The organism is Ammonifex thiophilus, from assembly GCF_003368535.1.
Classification (GTDB): Bacteria; Bacillota; Desulfotomaculia; order Desulfotomaculales; family Ammonificaceae; genus Ammonifex; species Ammonifex thiophilus.
In genome coordinates, this window is sequence record NZ_QSLN01000015.1 from 1 (window position 1) to 18,014 (window position 18,014).

Annotated in this window: 16 protein-coding genes and 1 pseudogene; all 17 read right to left on the reverse strand. The window is 67.3% G+C overall.

Annotated elements, in window-relative coordinates; translation table 11 throughout:
- Positions 1-2,786: pseudogene (locus DXX99_RS08715) on the reverse strand (hypothetical protein); the annotation flags it as partial.
- A gap of 35 nt (positions 2,787-2,821) precedes the next feature.
- Positions 2,822-5,293, reverse strand: a complete 2,472-nt coding sequence (locus DXX99_RS08720) for an ATP-binding protein (RefSeq protein ID WP_115793105.1) — start codon at positions 5,291-5,293, stop codon at positions 2,822-2,824.
- 85 nt (positions 5,294-5,378) lie between these two features.
- Positions 5,379-6,401 (reverse strand): type II TA system antitoxin MqsA family protein, encoded by a 1,023-nt coding sequence (locus DXX99_RS08725; protein ID WP_115793106.1) that lies wholly within the window; start codon positions 6,399-6,401, stop codon positions 5,379-5,381.
- Between the two features lie 43 nt (positions 6,402-6,444).
- Positions 6,445-6,813, reverse strand: a complete 369-nt coding sequence (locus DXX99_RS08730) for a type II toxin-antitoxin system MqsR family toxin (RefSeq protein ID WP_165847794.1) — start codon at positions 6,811-6,813, stop codon at positions 6,445-6,447.
- A gap of 150 nt (positions 6,814-6,963) precedes the next feature.
- Positions 6,964-8,295, reverse strand: a complete 1,332-nt coding sequence (locus tag DXX99_RS08735; RefSeq protein WP_115793108.1) for a TadA family conjugal transfer-associated ATPase — start codon at positions 8,293-8,295, stop codon at positions 6,964-6,966.
- A 2-nt stretch (positions 8,296-8,297) separates the two neighbouring features.
- On the reverse strand, positions 8,298-8,501 hold the full coding sequence (locus DXX99_RS08740; protein ID WP_115793109.1) for a hypothetical protein: 204 nt from the start codon (positions 8,499-8,501) through the stop codon (positions 8,298-8,300).
- Entirely contained in the window at positions 8,492-8,917 is a 426-nt protein-coding gene (locus DXX99_RS08745) for a TcpE family conjugal transfer membrane protein (protein ID WP_115793110.1), read from the reverse strand. The genes DXX99_RS08740 and DXX99_RS08745 overlap by 10 nt, the downstream gene beginning before the upstream one ends.
- 19 nt (positions 8,918-8,936) lie before the next feature.
- Positions 8,937-10,319, reverse strand: a complete 1,383-nt coding sequence (gene iscB, locus DXX99_RS08750; RefSeq protein WP_115793111.1) for an RNA-guided endonuclease IscB — start codon at positions 10,317-10,319, stop codon at positions 8,937-8,939.
- 285 nt (positions 10,320-10,604) lie between these two features.
- Positions 10,605-11,000: a hypothetical protein gene (locus DXX99_RS08755; RefSeq protein ID WP_115793112.1), complete on the reverse strand. Its 396-nt coding sequence runs from the start codon at positions 10,998-11,000 to the stop codon at positions 10,605-10,607.
- Between the two features lie 6 nt (positions 11,001-11,006).
- On the reverse strand, positions 11,007-11,408 hold the full coding sequence (locus tag DXX99_RS08760; protein WP_165847795.1) for a PH domain-containing protein: 402 nt from the start codon (positions 11,406-11,408) through the stop codon (positions 11,007-11,009).
- Positions 11,398-12,339, reverse strand: a complete 942-nt coding sequence (locus tag DXX99_RS08765) for a conjugal transfer protein (protein WP_165847796.1) — start codon at positions 12,337-12,339, stop codon at positions 11,398-11,400. The genes DXX99_RS08760 and DXX99_RS08765 overlap by 11 nt, the downstream gene beginning before the upstream one ends.
- A gap of 5 nt (positions 12,340-12,344) precedes the next feature.
- On the reverse strand, positions 12,345-13,562 hold the full coding sequence (locus DXX99_RS08770; protein ID WP_115793115.1) for a hypothetical protein: 1,218 nt from the start codon (positions 13,560-13,562) through the stop codon (positions 12,345-12,347).
- A gap of 79 nt (positions 13,563-13,641) precedes the next feature.
- Entirely contained in the window at positions 13,642-15,417 is a 1,776-nt protein-coding gene (locus DXX99_RS08775) for a DNA translocase FtsK (RefSeq protein ID WP_115793116.1), read from the reverse strand.
- A gap of 207 nt (positions 15,418-15,624) precedes the next feature.
- Complete coding sequence (locus tag DXX99_RS08780) at positions 15,625-16,176, reverse strand: hypothetical protein (RefSeq protein ID WP_115793117.1); 552 nt, start codon at positions 16,174-16,176, stop codon at positions 15,625-15,627.
- Positions 16,177-16,180: 4 nt separating this feature from the next.
- Positions 16,181-17,182 (reverse strand): ParM/StbA family protein, encoded by a 1,002-nt coding sequence (locus DXX99_RS08785; protein WP_115793118.1) that lies wholly within the window; start codon positions 17,180-17,182, stop codon positions 16,181-16,183.
- A 23-nt stretch (positions 17,183-17,205) separates the two neighbouring features.
- Positions 17,206-17,472, reverse strand: a complete 267-nt coding sequence (locus DXX99_RS08790; RefSeq protein WP_115793119.1) for a hypothetical protein — start codon at positions 17,470-17,472, stop codon at positions 17,206-17,208.
- Between the two features lie 12 nt (positions 17,473-17,484).
- Complete coding sequence (locus tag DXX99_RS08795) at positions 17,485-17,997, reverse strand: metal-dependent hydrolase (protein ID WP_115793120.1); 513 nt, start codon at positions 17,995-17,997, stop codon at positions 17,485-17,487.
- Positions 17,998-18,014 lie beyond the last annotated feature (17 nt).

Below are 18,014 nucleotides of genomic sequence, written 5' to 3' on the forward strand. Positions count from 1 at the left end.
AACCTCTGCCCCGCCACTGCACCGCCCGGCGGGACGGGGCCGCCTTCCCGCTGCGGTGCGGGAGGGGCAGGAGGTTGCCCGCGCATCGGCGCGTGCTGCGTTTCCGGGGCTTCCCCGGATACTTCGCATCGCCCGGCAGCAGGCTCATCCCCCGCGTGGGCGGCCGGTAAGGAAACCTGCCCCTGCCGCACTTCCTGAACTTCCTCAGGTACTCTGCGAGCCCCGGCAACAGGTTCACTCCCCGCGTAAGTGGTCGGCGGGGAAACCTGCTGCTGCCGTACCGGCCTGACGGGAGCAGCAGGGAAGGTGCCTTCTGCGCTTTCGGGCACGGGGGGCTGCGCCTGTCCCCTCGACCCTGCTGCGGGCGCAGCTCCCCGCACAACTAGCTGCCGCCCCCGGTCCGGGTCCTGCTGCCGCGCGGGCCCGGCAGGAGCAGCAGGGGGAGCGCCCTCTGCGCCTTCAGGCGCAGGAAGCTGCTCCCGCCCACCGGAAGGAGACGCTTCCTTTCCGTGTGCGGGGAGCCCCCTGGCGGCAACCGGGGGCAGTTCCGCCGTGCCGTCTCCGAACCCGGAAGGACCTCCCTGCTCCCGACGCGGGACCGGTAACGTGCCCTGCTCCCCCGGTTCCTGCCCGCCGGCAGGGGGAGAGACTTCCCGCCGAACCCGCGCCTGCGCCGGGAGTCCCCCAGCCGCAGCAGACGGCTGTCCCACACCCCCGGGCCCGGAAGGCTGTCCCTGCACCTGACCCGGAGACCCTTCAGGTGCGGGAGAAGACGCCCCTGCCGTCGCCGGTGCCAACGGGGTACGGGCAGCGCCCACCCGGCGTCCGGCCTCCCGCACGGCCTCCCTCACATCAGGCCCGCCTTCCTCCACACCGGCTTCAGGCAGGGGCACAGCCCCCTTCGCGCCGATCCCGCCTTTCTCCACACCGGTCTCAAGCGAAGACAGCGGGCGCCGGAACCGGGGCACGGCTCCGGTCTCCGGAGTGGAGGAGGTAGCACTGCCGGAAAGGCCGCGGTCACCGCCAGGACCCGGACCGTCACCGGACGGCCTGCCGGTAACCAGCCGGAGCAGCAGCCCCTTGCCCGCTTCCCTGCCCCGCTCCCACACGCGCCTTACCGGCCTGCGCACGACGGCGTCCTCCACCCGGCCGAAGGAAGCTTCGGCCGCCTCCGTCACCGACCCCATGCGCGCCAGGCGGTGCTGGAGGACCGCCTGCCCGCGCAGCACGGCCGTCTGCATCTGCTCGAAGAGCTTCCTGCGGAACCATATTGCCCCCACGAAGAGGAAGACCAGGAGCAGGTGGATCAGCGCGACCTTCCCTGCGGTGGCCCCCACGGCGACGAGAGGCGAAGTGCTGCTCCCCGCGGCCATCCTGAAGAGCAGGTTCGCCGCCACGACGACGAGCGAAACGTACACGCCGTAGAACACCTTGGTGCCGAGAGCCGACAGCAGCTGCTTCAGGTACCTTTCGCCGAAGAGCAGGCCACCTTCCGGCACGAACGCCGCCGCCAGGAGCACGAACGGGGAGAGCAGGAAGAGCAGGACGATAGCGACCTGCGCCAGGACCATCGGCACCGCCATGAAGATGCAGAACAGGAGGAAGGCGCCCGCTGAAAAGAGGAAGAAGACCGACATCACCCACGCCGGGATCTTGCCCGAAGCGCTGAGGGTGATCGGCGTCATCGGGTGCCCCCCGTGGTCTATGGAGTTGTCGGCCAGGGCGTTGGCGAGCGCTTCTCTGGCCGGGTGGCCGGGCGGGTAAGCGAGCATCAGGACGTCGATCCGTGCCCCCGGCTTGATCTCCTTCCCGAACGGATCGTACTCCTTACCACTTTCCGTTTTTACCTTGAACTCGTCTCTTCCCTGGACCGCCTTGAACTCCGCTTCCGTCATGTGCAGGTCTTTCGGGTTTGCAGTACCGAACTCGATTACGCTCCAGGTGGGCATCACCATGGCGCGGTACACGAAGCTGCAGAAGTCGTTCAGCGCCCGGTCGGCCGGGGACTGGATCCTGTCCTTCAGATCGTCACCGGAGAGGGTGGTATTGCTCACGCTGCCGAAGGCGGAGAGCACGGCCGCTGCCAGGTCGTCCGCCGCCTTGCAGACACCGCCCACCACGACCTCGACCGCGGGCTTCGGCCCGTCGGCCGTCTCGACCGTACCCAGGAACAGGAACAGGGCCGCCCCCAGGGAGAGGACGGAAACGATGAGTGCCCGGAGAATACCGAGCAGTTCGACCTTGACGGCCTTCCTCAAGAGGAGCAACATCAGCACGGCGGGCAGGAACACCACCAGGGGTGTCAGCCCGCCCCAAATGCCCTTCAGCGCTTCCGCCAGCCCGCCCGCCAGGGACGCCGCCCAGCTGGAGTGAAAGGCGAAGTGCAGGAGTTCTATCCCGTCGATAACCATGGTTACCGGGATCAGAAAGACCATGTTGGCTATGCTGGCGAGAACCGCCCCGGCAGCCTTGGCGATATAACGTCCAAAGAAGCCCGCGTTCGGCTCGGCCGTGTCGAACTGTATCCGGGTGGTGGGGCACTGTTCCCAGGCGGGCTGGTACCCGGCCAGGTACGAAGGCGCACCCCACGTGCCGGGCAGGCCCGCCAGGGGGTTGAACAGGTCTTTGACCTGCCTTCTTTCCCAGTCCGCCGACCCTGCCAGGTCGATGAACTGCACCCCCACGGGGAGGTCGTGGTCCGTCTCCTTGGGGTCCTGAAGCTGGAACGCCAGCGCCGGATCGGACAGCATAACGAACAGGACGGCCAGGAAGGTGAGGAAAGGCAACACCGCCCCCCGGAAGCGGTCCCGGACGGCGGGCCCTACTTTGCCGCCTGGAACCTGCCCGGCCTGGTGTCGAAGACCTCCAGCAGGTACTCCGGCATGGGCCTCACGTGCACTTCGGCCACGCGGAAGTCGGGGTCGCGCATGAAGCACCACCCTTCCCTCCCTTCCTCACCAAAGCCCCGAAGGGCGTCAACCGTTTCGTCCGCACAGGGAATTCCCAGCATGGCGCACGCTTCCTCTATCTCGCTCCTGTCCTTCAAGCGGAAGGCGAAGACGTAGCCCGTGTTGTTGCGGATCTTCGGTCCGAACTCCGACGGGTTCTGGGCAATGAGAATCGGCACGATGTTGAAAGACCGGCTCATGAGGGCCAGGTCGTTCAGGAGCCTTTCCCCGATGGGTACGCGGAGCAGGTGGTACGCCTCGTCCACCAGGAGCACCTTGAGCCGCTCCGGGCGCTCCGAGAAAAGGGCCTCGCGGGCTGCCGCGGCCACCAGGAAGAGCACTGCCACGGCTATCCGCTCCGACTCGCTCATCCGGAGGTAGGGGTCGTCCGCCGACGCTTGCGCCCGCGGCAGCGGCAGGCCGTGCATACTGACCACCGTGACCTGCTCCCCACCGCCCGAGAAGTCGAGCACGCCGCCCCCCAGGTCGGAGCCGAAGAGCATGGCGCCCACGGCGTTGTCCTGGCACAGCCGCAGGAGCCGCGAGCACACGCGGGCCTCCCTCAGCTCCTCGTCCCCCACCGCCCCCCCGGGGGGCATCCCGGCGATGTCGTCCACCGCCCGCAGGAGGGCGATCATGCTGCGCTCCCGCTCAGGCAGGGACATTACCCTCTGCACGGCGTGGTTGAGTACCAGCCGCCGGGACGCCGTCTCTTCGCGGTGGCTCTCCAGGAGCACGTCCAGAAAGTCCTTGACCAGGGAAGCGGCCCTGTGCGGGTCGCGGCTGAGCCGGAAGGGGTTGAGCCGCAGCCTGCCGCCCGGTGTGAGTTCCACGCGCCGCACCGGGAAGGGCAGGGCCGACCAGACGCCCATCTCGTTTTTCGGATCGACGATGAAGACACGTGCCCCGCAGAGGGCGCACAGGTAGGCGATGAGCTTTGCCAGCATGGACTTGCCGCCGCCCTGCGTGCCCACGCAGGCAATGAGACCGCTGCCCCGCTGCATGGCCCTGCCCGGCAGGTAGAACACCGGCGTCCTGCCGGGGGAGGCCCAGCCGATGAAAAAGCCCTCCCCGTCACCCACGTCTACTACCCCGAAGGGGGCGGCAGAGGCCAGGTAGCCCGGGTCGGCGTGGACCCGCGGCAGGAACCTCCCGAACCTGGCGCCGGGGAAGAACGCCCCCGCGCAGCGGAGCATGTCGCCCGGCGGCACGCCCACCCGGAAGCCCGTGCTGGCCTTGTAGAGCTGTGCCACCGTCCGGGCCCGGGCGCGCACCTCGTTCAGGTCCGGCCCGGCCACCGCGAGCACGACGGCGAACTCCATGAGGGGCATCCCCTCTTCAAGCTTCGCCTCGAGTCCGCCTGCCGCCGCGGCAGCCCACTCTTCCTTCAAGGGAGCCTCGCCCTGTCCTATGTAGTGCTCCTGCAGCTGCTCCTTCAGCCTCTTCTTCCTGACCTGCACCTTTCGCGCTGCCTTCTCCGGGGATTCGAGCCGGAAGTGGACCACCGCGTCCACCGGGAAGCCCACCGTGGACTCGAGCCGGAACAGCCACTCGTGGCCCGTGAGCGGCAGGTTCCTGGGTACGTCGGCGAAGGTGAGGAAGGTCTGGTAGACGGACTCTTCCTCCCCGGAGTCCCCGAACCAGGAGACCTTCATGTAGCGGAGCTTGGGGTCGAACACTGCGCCGTCGGAGAGCACCAGCAGGGAGTTTTCCGAGAGGGGGACGCCCTCTTCCTCTCCCCCCGGCAGGACGGGTGGCAGTGGACCGTAATGCCGCACGCACCGCTTCACGATGAACTCCAGGTCGGCCAGGCCCGCCCTCTCGATGTTCACGAAACTGCGGGAGTGGTTGAATATCTCCTCTTCGGCCAGGAGCGCTGCCCGCAGCGCCGACTCCGGCACGCGGCCGGGCTTCCGGACGGCGGCCAGCCGCTCCAGGAGCAGGTCGCGCACCTCTTTCAGGGAAAACACCAGGTCGGTCTTCCCGCTGCCGGCCAGCAGTTGCAGGCACAGGTATACCCGCCGCCGCTGTGCCCTTCCCGCCATCTCCCACACGGCCGACTCCACGTGCCGCTGCGCTTCTCCCCTCACCGCCGGGTCGCCGGAAAGGGGCAGGGGACGCATGTACCCCGCCACGTCCACCCACAGCTCTTCCGTCAGGTAGAGGAGCTGCCCGCGGCCCCGGAAGCCATGCAGAAAGGCGTAAAAGCGCATCACCTCTTCCCGTTTGTGGTCTTCAGGCAGGTAAGCGTAAGAGACACCGTTGAGACGGTAGAGGGCGAAGACTTCGCCCGTGCGGGTAAAAAGTATGTTCCTGTGCACGTAGCGTACGGGGAATTCGAGCACTACGAACCACCTCAAAAAAAAGATCGCAGGCACCTTAACGGCACCCGCGATCTTTGGCTTTCCATCCAGTGGCAGCGTGCGTTTTTTACTCCTCTTCCCAGCGCAGCCTCAAAGCGTGCTCGTAGGAAATGATTTCTCCCCGGGGTGTCAGCTTCCACGCCTCCTCTTCGTGGGATCTTTCCGTGAGGGCTTTCGAGTTCAGTCCCCCTAGCCGGTGCTTCACTTCCTCGAGCGTCGCCAGTTCCTCCGGGGTGAAGATGTCTTTGTTGAATTCGACCGCGGCCCGCACCACTTCTCCCTCGTAGTCGAACTTGAGTTCGAATTCCGTGGTTATCGCCCCGGTCTCGGCCGCAAGGGCAAGGCAGAGTTCCCACCTGTCAAGCGCCGGACCATATGGGAGCGCAGCATACCTCGCGCCGCTTATCGAGACCGCATGCCTCTTGAAGTGCAGGAAGTCGGCGTACCAGAGCAGCTTCATCAGCGCCGTCTTGAAGATGCCAGTATTCCCTGCAAAAAAGGCGATCATCCCCACCAGTTTCTCGAAGTTGAGCCGCCGGAAGCCGCTTTCGATGCCAGGGGGATAGGAGCCGAGGAGGTTTTCCACTCTGGCCCGCAGCAAATTTTCTCTCTCGCGCTCAAGCAGGTCCTTTACTCTTTTCTTCACCCGCGCAAATTCGCGTGGGGAGAGCTTGTCGCCCCGCCTTTCCAGCAACTTCGCCATCTCCGCCGGATCGGCGAGCATTTTCAACACTTCACCGTGGCCGGGAGTGGGAACCGCCCCCTTCTCGTACCGGTAAACAGTCGCCGGGCTCCAGCCCAGGAGTTTGGCCAGGGCGCGCTGGCTCAGGCCGTACCTCTCCCGCAGACTCACAATTTCCTGGGGGGTGGGCAGGCCCTTGCGGCGCCGGTACTCCGCGTAGGCGCGTTCCAGGTTCGCAAAGTCCAGTTCCCGGTCAAACACTTCCTCGCCGCACTCCCGGCAAAAAGCGACCTCGCACTCGACGGTCACAGGTTCCCCCCGCACCGGAAAGGTTTGCTCTATGGTTTTGACCATCAGTTCTCTTTCCGCATCACACTTCGGACAATAGCCATACTTCTGCTTTGCCATGGAAACCACCCCTTCTGGGAACGGCAACTGATAGCGGTATTAGTTAAGCCCTGTGGTTCCTGTGGGGGTATACCAGGGGCCGTTTAGCCTCGTGGAAGGAGAGACACACCGCCTTTCCTCTTTTCCCGGATCCCCGGATCTTAAGCTTGATGTAATACTCGGTACCTTCTATTTCTGCCCCGAATACCCAAATGTCCTCGCCCGGCACTCCCCTGTCGTCCTCGGGGCCTCCGACGTAGTTGCCAGGCGTGAGCGAACACAAGAACTCAACCAAAACCTCTTCGGTCCATCCCAGAAGGGCAAGGGCCTCCAGGTTTTCCTTCCGCGGAACGAGGTAGAACCGGCCGCCCTGTACCAGCTTCTTGAACTCGACCAGGAAGAGAACGACCTGGGCGGAAGAGACGATTCTCAACCCCAACCCTCCTGGAAAGGTCCTCAATACAATTTTATGCCCCGAGAGGGGAAAATGCAATCATTTGATTGCAAGATTTTTTCCTGCTATAGTGTCACCACCAGGGCGTTTGGTGGTGACACCCGGTGACTGGGGGCACTTCCCGATACCCTAGCAGGTATTTGGGGAAAAGAAGCCCTCTAGCGTCAACAGTTCTTCCGGCGCCAGGAACTGCCTGACCTTGCGTTTTTTAAGAAACTCCGGCCGTTCGCCTGTGGGCCGCAGTTCCCCCAGGGGGGAGCCGTCGGCCGCGTAACCGCGGAAGTCGAAGGTCATGAGCGGCACCACGCGGACGCTCCCGTCACCCGCACGGCGCAGCTCCGCCACGTCGGTGAGCCGCCTGAAGCGCGGGGAGCCGTCGTCCCGCTGGTAGGCCGTGAGGAAGAGGACGAGTTCCACGTAAGAGACCCGCGCCAGGCAGGCGCGGTCGTCGCGGTACGCCCCTCCCGGGTGCATCTTTAGGAGGTCGATCATCCGCTGCGGCACTTCTTCCGGCCCGTCGGCGTGTATCGTGCTGGCCGAACCGGGGTGCCCCAGGCTCATCGCCTCCAGCACGTAGTGCGCCGTCAGCCAGCACCGGATCTCCGAGCAGACTATCCGGTCGGGCTGCTGCCGCAGGGCGCGCCGGAAGAGCACTTCCATTGGCACCTCGCCCCTCCCGTCCGGGTTCGGGGGGCGCGGCTCGAAGACCTGCACGAAGGGCTGCGGGAGGTCGGGCCTCGAGGGGTCGGGCAGCCCCACCCACGACTCCGCCGGGTCTTCTACCATGACCACTACTTCGTGCGGCCCCACGTTCAGCAAGAGCGCGTTTAAGAGCGTGTTCTTGCCCGAGCCCATGGCGCCGGCGACCACGATGTTGAGCCGCGCCTTGACCGCCAGCTTCAGGAACGGGACGAGGGAGGGAGGGAACATACCTCTTTCCGCCAGGTCTTCGAGCGTGTAGGGCCGCGGGAAGCGGCGCACCACGATGAAGGTGCCCCGGACGGAGGGAGAAGGGGAGAGCACGATGGACACGCGCGAGCCGTCCGGCAGCCTGCAGTCCACCGCCGGGTTTGCCTCGTCCGCCCGCCTGCCTGCCCCCAGCGCGATCCTCTCCGCCAGCCGCCTGACCTGCACCTCGGATCCGAGCGGCCTGGGCCAGTACCTGCGCCCGCCAGCCCCCTCGTACAGCACCCTCCCGGGAGAGATCCAGATGTTGGTCACGTCCGGCGACTCCACCAGTTCCAGGAGCGGCCCCCACCCGAAGGGGTCGCGCGCCACCTCGTCCGCCAGCTGCTCCGCCTCTTCCGGCCCGGCCCAGGGGGCGAAGACCGGGACTACGGCCCGCACCAGCCTGCGGACCTCATCTTTTCGCCTGTCGAGCTCGCGGAGGAGGAAGGGGTCCTGCTGGGCGACCCGCCGGAAGACCTCGGTGCGGATCTCGTCCAGGACGTCGGCGCGCATTCCTAGCTCCCCTTCTTCTCCCCAAGCAGGCGGAGCAGGACCCGGTATCCGGCCCGCCGCCAGAGGTCCGCCCTCTGCGGGTCGCCCTTTGTCTTCTCTTCCACCAGCAGGCAGAGGGAACGTACCGGGTCCGGTGCTCCCCGCACGGCCCCGGCGATCTCCTCGACCATGAGCCTGAGTTCGGCTTCGGAAGGCGTTAAAACCACAGCTCTTCCCCTGCCCTTCTGCTCCAGACTTCGAACTTCTCCACCTTCTGCCGTTTCTCCGGCCTGAGAAGCGAGCCGAGCCTGCTCCTCTTCGGCAGGACCAGGAAGGTGAGCACGTCCCACACGAAGACGGGCAGGAACTTACCGGCCGCGTCCACCTCGCCCAGGAGGAAGGCCCCCGCCAGTGCGCTGGCGACGGCGCACGGCCCCTTCCCGAGGTGGAAGACCGCCTTCGTGAAGGGTTCCAGCAGCCAGCACACCGGGTAGAGGACGGCGAGCAGGAAGGCGAAGACGATCAGGGTCTCCAGCCGCACGGGGAAGGGGAGCGGGAGGTCCTTCCCCAGGCGGTGGAGGGTTATGGAGAACCGGAAGAGGGGGCGGTACGACTGCCAGTAAAAGCGCCTGTCTCCGGTCACAAGCCAACACCGTCCACCATCAAATCACGCGGCGTCGGGGGCCCCGGCCTTCAGGCCTGGGGGAAGAGACGCCGCTCCCTCCCTTCACCCAGTCGTACTCGTACCCGTCTGCACGCTGCAGGAGACGCAGGTGCTTCGGGTGTACGTCGAAGCCGTTGAGCCTGAAGCCCGGGCGGGACCGGATCGCTACCCGGCCAACGTGAACCCCGGCATACTTCCCGGTCGGAATCACCGCCTTCACCAGGTCGCCGGTGGCGAAGCCCATGAAACGCCTGACCCTTTTCGGCTCTCCCCGCGGGAAGCCGTATCTGTCCACGTTCTGCACGCGCCGGCTGCCGTGGCCCCTGGCGGTGATCTTTAACGCCTGCATGCCCGGGTCGAGCCGCACACTCTCCCCGGTCTCCCCCACGCAGGCGGCGTCGATCCAGTGCGCCTTCGGGTATCCCTGCCGCGCCCGGTTGTACTTCGTTTGGGCAGCTGTTGCGGTGAAGACAGGCAGGCCGAGCGCTTTAAGCCTCTCCACCAGGGCGTACCGCGTGGCGTTTATAAAGGCCGCGCCCTTCAGCGGTTCCTTGAGCAGAGACAAGACCTTCGGGATGTTCTCCGCCCGCTTCCTGTCTACCGCCCGCCTGGACTTCTTCAGATCCTCCAGCCACTCCTGGAGTAGCCTATTCCCCTTGGCCCGGTTGCACTCCCGGCAGGCTAAGGTCAGGTTGGACACCCGGTCGGTACCGCCCCTGGACTTCGGGACCACGTGGTCCACCTCCAGCGGCACGTCTTCCTTCCCGCAGTAGGCGCACCTCCGGCCGTACTTCTCCAGCAGGTACTCCCTGACCTCGTAGCCGGAGAGCTCTCCCTGCTGGTACTCGATGCCGGAAATCTCGGGGTGCTGGAACTTCTGGGTATCGAACTTGGCCAGTTCTACGGAAACAGCGGTGACCGGCGACCAGCGGCACAGGCGCTTCCCCCAGGTCAGAATGTTCGCCACCCTGCTCTCCAGGCTCGGCGGGAGCCAGCCCTCCGGCCTCCCGCGGTTCGAGAACCTGGGCTCGCGGTAGCGGGTCTTCCGGTAGCGCCGGAAGCGGCGGTACCCGCGGCGCCTGTGAAGCGCCTCGCGGACCTGCTCTCCCCGGTGGTGGAGCTCTGCGGCCCAGAGGACTTCCCGCCCGCGCGGAAACTCCGCGACGAGGGGCAGGCCCGTGACTTTGGCGCCCGGGTCTATTTTGAGTTCAAGGGGCTGGGTTTCCCCGCCCTCCCGGTCCTTCAGGATGATGGTGAAGGGGTGACGGCGGAAGACGGCGGCCCTCCCCTTCTTCAGGAGCTGCCTCGCCCGCGCCGGGTGGCAGGGCATGAGCGGCTCCTTGTTTTTGTCGAGGACAAGTACGCAGTTCTGCTTTTGCACGGCGGTTACCCGCCTCCCCTCGGGTTTTTCCCGGTAAAGTGGGCCTCGTCAACGTTATCCGGGCGGCCATCTCCCAGCGGCACTGCTCGCTACACCCCCAGCTCGCTGTTTAACCGCTGGGTTGCAGAGCCCGGAGCTGGCCCGCACACCCCGGGGTGCGAACTCTGGCTCTCCCCGGTAACGTAGCCCCGGAAACGGGACTGAGACTGGTCACAGCGAGGCCCGTATGGGCCTACGGCCGAAACCCGGAAGGCAAGCCCCCGGCTTCAGCCGTGGGGTCTATGACTATTGTTGCAGCCCTTCCTTCGGGGTCACACCGAGCTGCTGCGCCACCCAGGTGGCGAGCTTGGGGATGAGGTCGGTCGCCCCGATGATGATGATCAGCACGCCCACGATGAGCAGGAAGAGGGCGCTCTGGACTTCCTGGCGGCCGATGTAGCCGATGCCCTTGACCAGGACGACGATGCCGATGACCATGACGACTACCCTGATGACGAACCTGTAAGCGGACGTCAGGATGTCCCCGCCCTGCGCGTAGCACGGGGTCTCCGTCGCGAGCGCGGTGAGGAGCGCCACCGCCGCGGCCGCCGCGAACCGGAGGGCCGCAGGGTGGGACAGCAGCAGCGCCGCGAGACGCCCTCTCGCCTTCTCGACCGCAGTCTTCACGGTTTTTACCGTCACGCGCGATCACCTCCCGAAGGAGTTGTTGTGGTCTTCCAGAAAGGCCGCCGCCCCGAAGAGCTCGCGGCCCCGCACACCGAGCTCCGCCCGCGCGGCTTCGGCCGCTTCCTGGATCATGGCCGCCACTTCGCGCGGCCTCCTCACGCCCCTGAGCAGGAGCCGGGGGTCGGTAGCGTCTGCCGCGTAGACCTCGACCGTCCCGGTGCCCAGGAGCATGTCCAGCAGGCTGCGGCGCACGCGCACGTCCAGCACGCGGTAGAGCAGCACCCAGTCTTCCCGCACCACGAGCAGCCCCCGCCGCACGGCCAGCCGGTCCCCGTGCAGTTCATACCATTCAAACAGGACCGGTAACCCAAACCAGCGGGCACGGTCGCGCCACACGGGCAGACTTTCCGAGTTAGTACGCAAAGCTCCCAACCTCCCGTACCAGTACCCGGCCGTCCCTCGTCTCGGTCCTGAGGTACAGCCGCTGGGCGACCTGCACTCCCCGCCGGGCCACGGTCGCCCGGACAAAAGCGAGCCGCGGGTTTGCGGGGTCGTCCACGGAGACCACGTCGATACTCTTGACTTCCCACCCGCCCACGGGGGTCACCCCGGCACCGGGGACGGTGTAGTTCGCCAGCTCGGCCGGGGCGGTGCTGGTGAAGTAGAGCTTCACGAAGTTCCTGATCGCCGCGGCTGCTTCGGGAGATGGTTCGGAAGAGCACTGCCGTGCCAGGAATCTGGCAGGGTCTTCCCTGGGCCCGGCCGGGTCGGGCGCTATGACTGGCAGGTTGCAGGCGAAGAAGGTGCCACCCCTCTCCCCTACCACCACCTTGACGGTCAGGGTGTCGTCCACCCACCCCTCAGCGAGCTTTTTCAAGCCGAAGGGGTCGGCGGGGTCGGGGCGCTCACGCAGGTACGCCCTGGGAAACGAGGGTGCTTCCGTCTCCGCCAGCCGGACGTAGCGCTGCACGTGGAGCCTTACCAGGGCGGTGTAGACGGTCGCGTTCCCCTGCCTTTTTCCCTCCAGCCGGACCACGCGGGCGCTCAGGACCCTTTGCGGTCCCTCGGACACCGGGGCGGGGTACTCCAGGGCCGCGTTGAAGGCGCTCAGCCGCCGGGCGTACTCCCCCGGGTCGCCGCGGAAGGTGGCCCACTCGACCGCGAAGTCGCGGGCGAACTCCCCGGCGGTTTGGAGGCGGAGGGCGTCTTCCCGGGTGACGCTCCCCCTGGCCTTCTCGTACAGGACCGTGCTGGCCGCCTGCGCCCGCCACGCGCACACCGCCAGGAAGCCGATCACCGCCCAGAGGGCCAGAACCGCCGCCCACCGATAAGCGTCAAAGCGCCTCGCCAACACCGGCTTCAGCTCCTTTCAGAGAGCCAGCTTATCGCTTTTACCGTCTCACGGAACTCGGGTTCCGCCAAGGCCGAGCGCACGCAAAAGAACCACCGGCCGGTCTTCTTGTCGAAGACGCAGGTGCCGCCCGCCCACAACCAGACGCTCCTTTCACCTTCTGAAAGGTACCGGGGGTCGAGCCCCACGACATCCCATGCCTCAAGCCTGAGCGGGCCGCCCCGGAAGTGGTCCATCCACTCGGAGAAGGAAGAGCCGCGCACGCCCACGAACACGGGGTACTCCGCCCCCTCCGGGAGGTAGGCGTAACCGAAGAAGGTGGCCGGTCCCTCCGGCCCGCACCCCGGAGCGGCCCCTCCCACCGTTTTGGCCCTCTCCATGAAGCGGAAGACGTGCTCGAGCCGGACGTCGGCCTGCCTCACCAGCAGGTTGTCCAGGGCTTCCCCGACGACGAACGCCTGGGTGCGTGTGGCCTCCCGCAGCTCGCCGAGCGACCTGTCCCCGTCCGGCAGGAGGTGCCTGCCGGGGGCGGCGCTGCGGAGTCTTACTGCCACCTGCCCCAGCTCCTTCGCCCCCTCAACACTCCACCTTTCGAGGGTGCCGACTCCCCCCACAAGGCCCGACTCGGGGTCGTAGCGGATGCCGCAGGAGTCGGCCACGCCGCGCAGGAAGGCCACCCAGTCCCGCAGGGCCTCCCCCTCCCTGAGCGGTGCGAGCCGCCCCGAAGAGGGGTCGCGGACCCAGCCGTAGCCCCTGTATGCGGGGGCAGGGGACACCTGCTCGGGCGCGGGGGAGACGTTTTCCGCCAGGAAGGTCGGCTCGCCGGTCCCCGACAGGGCGGAGAACTTGCCGTCTAGCAGGCAAGTCCCCCCCGGCTTCAGGGCCTGCCGTACGGAAGCGGAAGCCGGGGCTACAATTACAAACCGCCGGAAGTCCTTCTCTTCCCAGCGGGAAGACGGCCCCCACACGTAGAGCTTCCCGTGCACTACGAAGTCGCCCCCGCGGCCGGCGTCCACCCGGCACAGGAGCCTGGCCGCCGTACCGGCGTAGACGGGGGAGCCGGTCTCGCCGGGCCGGAGGGGAGTCGAGGATGGGGGACGGTCTTCCTGGGCGGTGTTCGGCGTGTACCCGCCGCCGGTGGGCGGTGGGTGGGAGGACTTCCAGCAGCCAGCAATTGGCACCACGAGGAGTACCAGCAGGAGGAGCGCCGTAGCTACCGCCCGCATAGTTTTGGCAAACCTCGCTTTCTACCTACGTTTCCTTGTCCCCAAAAAAAAAACGGGGGTGCAGGGCGGGAGTCTTCCCTCAGCTTCCGCCCTGCGGTCCCGAAAGCGCCTCTTCGACGGAAGAGACCAGGACTTTCCGCTTCTTTCTCGGCTGGGCGGGGGACACCCACCTCCGCCTCTCCATCTCGGCCAGGACTTCCAGGGCCTCAGACTGGCTTATTCCGAGCCTCTGCTGCAAGAACCTGACCGAAACGGAGCCGCTTTCCAGTACGGCCTCCAGGGCCCGCAGCAGCAGGGGGTCGGTCCCGGCTTCTCTTCCGGCCGCCGGGCCACTCCCTCCGGCTTCTCCACCGGGCGCAGCGGTCCCCGCTTTTTCATTTTCCTCCCCGGGTTTCTCCCCGAAGTCCAGCAGGAACCTCTTCTCGGGGCGCTGCCTCTGCCACCAGGCGATGACGGCGGAGACGTTGTCGCCCGGCACGTAGGCTCCCTGGCCGCGGAACGGCTCCCCCATGCCGGGCACCAGCACCAGCATGTCGCCCTTGCCCAGGAGCCTCTCCGCCCCCTGGGTGTCGAGGATGATCTCGGAGTCAGTCGCCTTGGCGCAGCGGAGGGCTACGCGTCCGGGCACGTTGGCCCGGATGAGTCCGGTCAGGACCTTCGCGTCGGGCCGCTGCGTCGCCAGGATGAGGTGGATGCCCGCGGCCCGCGACTTCTGCGCCAGGCGCACCAGGCTCTCTTCTACCTTTTCCTTCCCAGTTAAAATGAGGTCGGCCAGCTCGTCCACCACGATGACGATAAACGGGAAGGGGCGGCGGTCGGGCGGCAGCGAAGTGAGGGAACGCACCCGCATGTCGCGGAGGACGCCGTAGCGCCTCTCCATCTCCCCCACTGCCCAGTCCAGGAGGGTGGCGGCCTTCCCGGGCGTGTCCGCGATGGGGGCCAGCAGGTGCGGCAGGTCCTCGTAGACCATCAGCTCCACCTGCTTCGGGTCCACCAGCCCCAGGAGCAGCTCTTCCGGTTTCTTCTGCGCCACCAGGCCCAGGATGAGGCTGTGGATGCACACGCTCTTTCCCATCCCCGTCGCGCCGGCTATGAGCAGGTGGGGGAGCGACTCCAGCGGCACGACCAAAGGCTCGCCGCGGGCGTCGACTCCCAGCACGAGGGGGAGTTCGCCCCGCACCGAGCGGGGCATGTGCCTGAGTTCTTCCAGGACGCCGCGCAGGTACACTTTGGCCCGGTAGAGGTTCGGCACCTCCACCCACACCGCCCCCTCCTCCTCGACCAGCCGGACGGAAGGCCTCTTCAGGGCCACCGCCAGGTCGGCTTCGAGAAGCCGGAGCTTCCTCACGCTCACGCCCTGCTCCAGCTCCACCAGGTACCGGGAGACCGTCGGCCCCACGACGCGCCGCACGACGCGGGCCGGTACACCGAAGGACTGGAGGGCTGCCGCCACTTTTGCGCTCTCGTCGGGCTGCCCTTTCCCTTCTTCAGCCACAGGGCCAAAGAGTTCGAGGGGCGGAAGCCCTTCACCCAGCGGTTCCCCGGACGGGGCGTCCGCCGGGGTCTTCCTCCGCCGCCACCACGCGGCGGCGAAAGCGAACGGCGCCGCGAGAAGGGCGAGCAGCACGTCCGGGCGCAGGACGAAAAACGCCAGCGAGAGGTAGGCAAGGCTCACCACGGTGAGCTTCCAGCCCACGGGCGAGCCGCGCAGCGTGAGGTACAGCCCGAGGGCGGCGAGACTTCCAGCAGCGGCCGCAGAGAACTTGGCCCAGGTGTGGACTTCCCGCTTCAGTTGCTCCCGCCAGCCGGCAGACGGTCTGGGTTCCTGCGCCGGGGTCGTCCGCGCCCCCCGCACCCCCCACACCCCCCTAATACTTTGTTACCGGAAAGCTTCTAGCATTGGTCAAAATCACCAACCGGCAAACTGTCTGTCTGTGTACACAGTTTGCGCGCGCCTTATATATAGGCGCCCGGCCAAACAGACAGAAACAGTTCGGCTGAACAGTTTTGACAGTTGCGGTTTCGGTTGCGGTTGCGTTTTCGGTTTCGGTTGCAGTTTGGCTCAATCAAACTGCTGGAAGAAAGATAGAGCATCGAAACCACGATCTTCTTGCCCCGTCTCCCCCGGTGTGCTCCGGCCCCTCAGCTCTGCCAGGATTTCCCGTAAGAGGCCCTCGATCCGGGAGAGGCGTCCCACTGCCTGGGCGAGCAGGAGCTCCAGGCGGACGAGACCGGGAGGACTCACAACGGGCGCCGGACCGGTAGCGGGTTGCGTTTTCGGTTTCGGTTGTGGTTTCGGTTGCGGTTGCTCTCCCAGTTGCGGCCGGACGGCCGCAACCGCCGCCCCGGTGCGAGCCTCTCCGGTTCTAGTTTCGGCCGCAACCGTGGTTGCGGTTTTAGTTTCGGTTGCGGTTTCGGTTGTGGTTGCAGTTGTGCTTCCCGCCACCTTGTAGAGTCTCCCCTCCCTGGCGACGAGGCCCGCAGCCCTGAGCTTCGAGAGCCACGCCCTCACGCGGTCGGGGGGTTCCCCCAGCGCGGCGGCCAGCTCTGCGGGCCTCGCCGCCCCGAGCCGGGCCAGCTCTCCCAGGATCCTGGCCTCCTTCTTACCGGCCACGGGATCACCGCCCCTCCCCCTGGCCGAGCGCCCTGAGGAACCCCAGGGCGTTGGCGAACACCGGGTCGGGCAGGAGCCGGGCACCGGGGAAGGAGGGGAAGAGGGACCGCCCCAGGAGCAGGCTACCGCCCCCCGCCAGAACCGTCGCCGACAGGGCGTCGGCCAGCTCCTTCCAGGCGGAGAGGACCGCCTGCGCCACGGCCCGGGCGGCGTCCCGCAGGGCGAGCTCCACCTCTGCCGAGAGGTCGACCTCCTTACCCCTGAACGGCGCCCTCCCCTCCCTCACCGCCGCGGCGACCAGGTTGCGCGGCAGGGTAGCGCCGGTCTTCTCCAGGTAGGCGGCCGCCACGGCCTCCCTCACCAGGTGCGCCCCCACCTCGGCCGAGCCGCAGGCCCTCAGGAGCGGCACGAACTCGCCCCTGCCCCTCGCCTCCAGCACCAGGTAGTCGGTGGTGTACTCGCCCACGTCGACCACCCCGACCAGGCCCGAGGGGGGCAGGAGGTCCGGGAAGGCGGCCACCGCACCGGCGCCCTGGGGGAGCACCAGCACGCGGGAGAACGACACGCACCTCTCCTCCCCGCCGTCCACCGACACCCACGCCCTGAGCCTCAAGAGGCGCTCCCTGAGGGCGTCCCTCTGGGAGCGGTAGTAGGCGAGCGGCAGGCCCACGGCCAGGTCCACGGGCTCCGGGAACTGCCCGGCCCCTCCCCCGCCCGCGAGGTACACCGCCGCCAAAAGGCACCAGTCGTGCAGGTCCTCCGGCTTCTCCCTGTTCAGAGTGGTCACCGCTGCCGTGCCCCTCAGGGCGGCCTCCCCGACCACGCGCTCCCCCACCTTCCCGGAGAGGTACCGTACCCTCAGCCTGTGGCCCGGCCCCTGCCGGCCGAGCGCCCCGGCCAGCAAGTCCAGGGGCACAGGTGCCACCGCCGAGGGGAAGCACACCTTACCGCCGGAGGAAGAAACGGCCTTGGTGAAGCCGTAGCCGATGTCCACTGCGACTTTCAAAACCGAGTCCCTCCCCTTTCAGTTCAAATAGACCTCAGGACCGAGCTGATGATCTGCACCAGGCGGTCGGCGGCGTGCTGCGCGGCAGGCCATATGGTGTCTGCCGCGTGCTGGATAAAGGCCAACACCCCGTCGAGGTGTCTGAGGACCATGACGGCGGCCACCGCACCCACCGCCCACGCGAAGGCAGTCTTAAACGCCTTCCCGGCCACCCGGGCGAGGAAGACGGAGAGCATGACCGCCCCTACAAGCAGTAAAAGGTCTGTCAGGGGTATGTCCCTGAAGTTCAAAACTATCACCACCTAAACCAGAAACTTCCGGCCCGCCAGCAGCAGCACGCACAGCCACAGGAACGGCCTCACGAGGAACTTTTCCGCGGGGCCGCCGGTGGCCACCAGCGGGACGCCGCGCCGCCGGTCGAACGGCCAGAGCCACCACACCCCGCCCGGCGTCAGCGCGTCCAGGGCGAGGTGGCTGAGGTAGCCTAACAGGAAGCTCAGGAGCAGCGCCCCGGGGAGGGCAGGCCAGAGGAAGCGCAGGGCGGTGGTGAGGACGGCCGCCGCCGCCAGCGAGTGGGTGACGGCGCGGTGCCCCAGGAGCCCCCTCAGCGCGGCGTTGACCGCGTCCCCCGCCAGGGGAGCGCCCTTCCGCAGGGCCTGGTTCAGGGCCGCCCTCCCGTGGTCCACGTCGGGCAGGAGGGCCGCCACGCCGCCCACCAGCATGGCGGCAACCCAGGACTCCCCGGGCAGGGAGAGCGCCGCGGCGACCGCCGCCCCCGCCAGCACTCCCCCGGCCAGGTGCGTGTCGTACATCATCCCCAAACGACCTCCCG

Bases quoted from the DNA above. Each gene is read 5' to 3' on its own strand.
- DXX99_RS08735 (WP_115793108.1), bottom strand. From the start codon at position 8,295: ATGCGCGCCGACGTCCTGGACGAGATCCGCACCGAGGTCTTCCGGCGG.
- DXX99_RS08725 (WP_115793106.1), bottom strand. From the start codon at position 6,401: ATGGCAAAGCAGAAGTATGGCTATTGTCCGAAGTGTGATGCGGAAAGA.
- DXX99_RS08795 (WP_115793120.1), bottom strand. From the start codon at position 17,997: ATGATGTACGACACGCACCTGGCCGGGGGAGTGCTGGCGGGGGCGGCG.
- DXX99_RS08770 (WP_115793115.1), bottom strand. From the start codon at position 13,562: ATGCGGGCGGTAGCTACGGCGCTCCTCCTGCTGGTACTCCTCGTGGTG.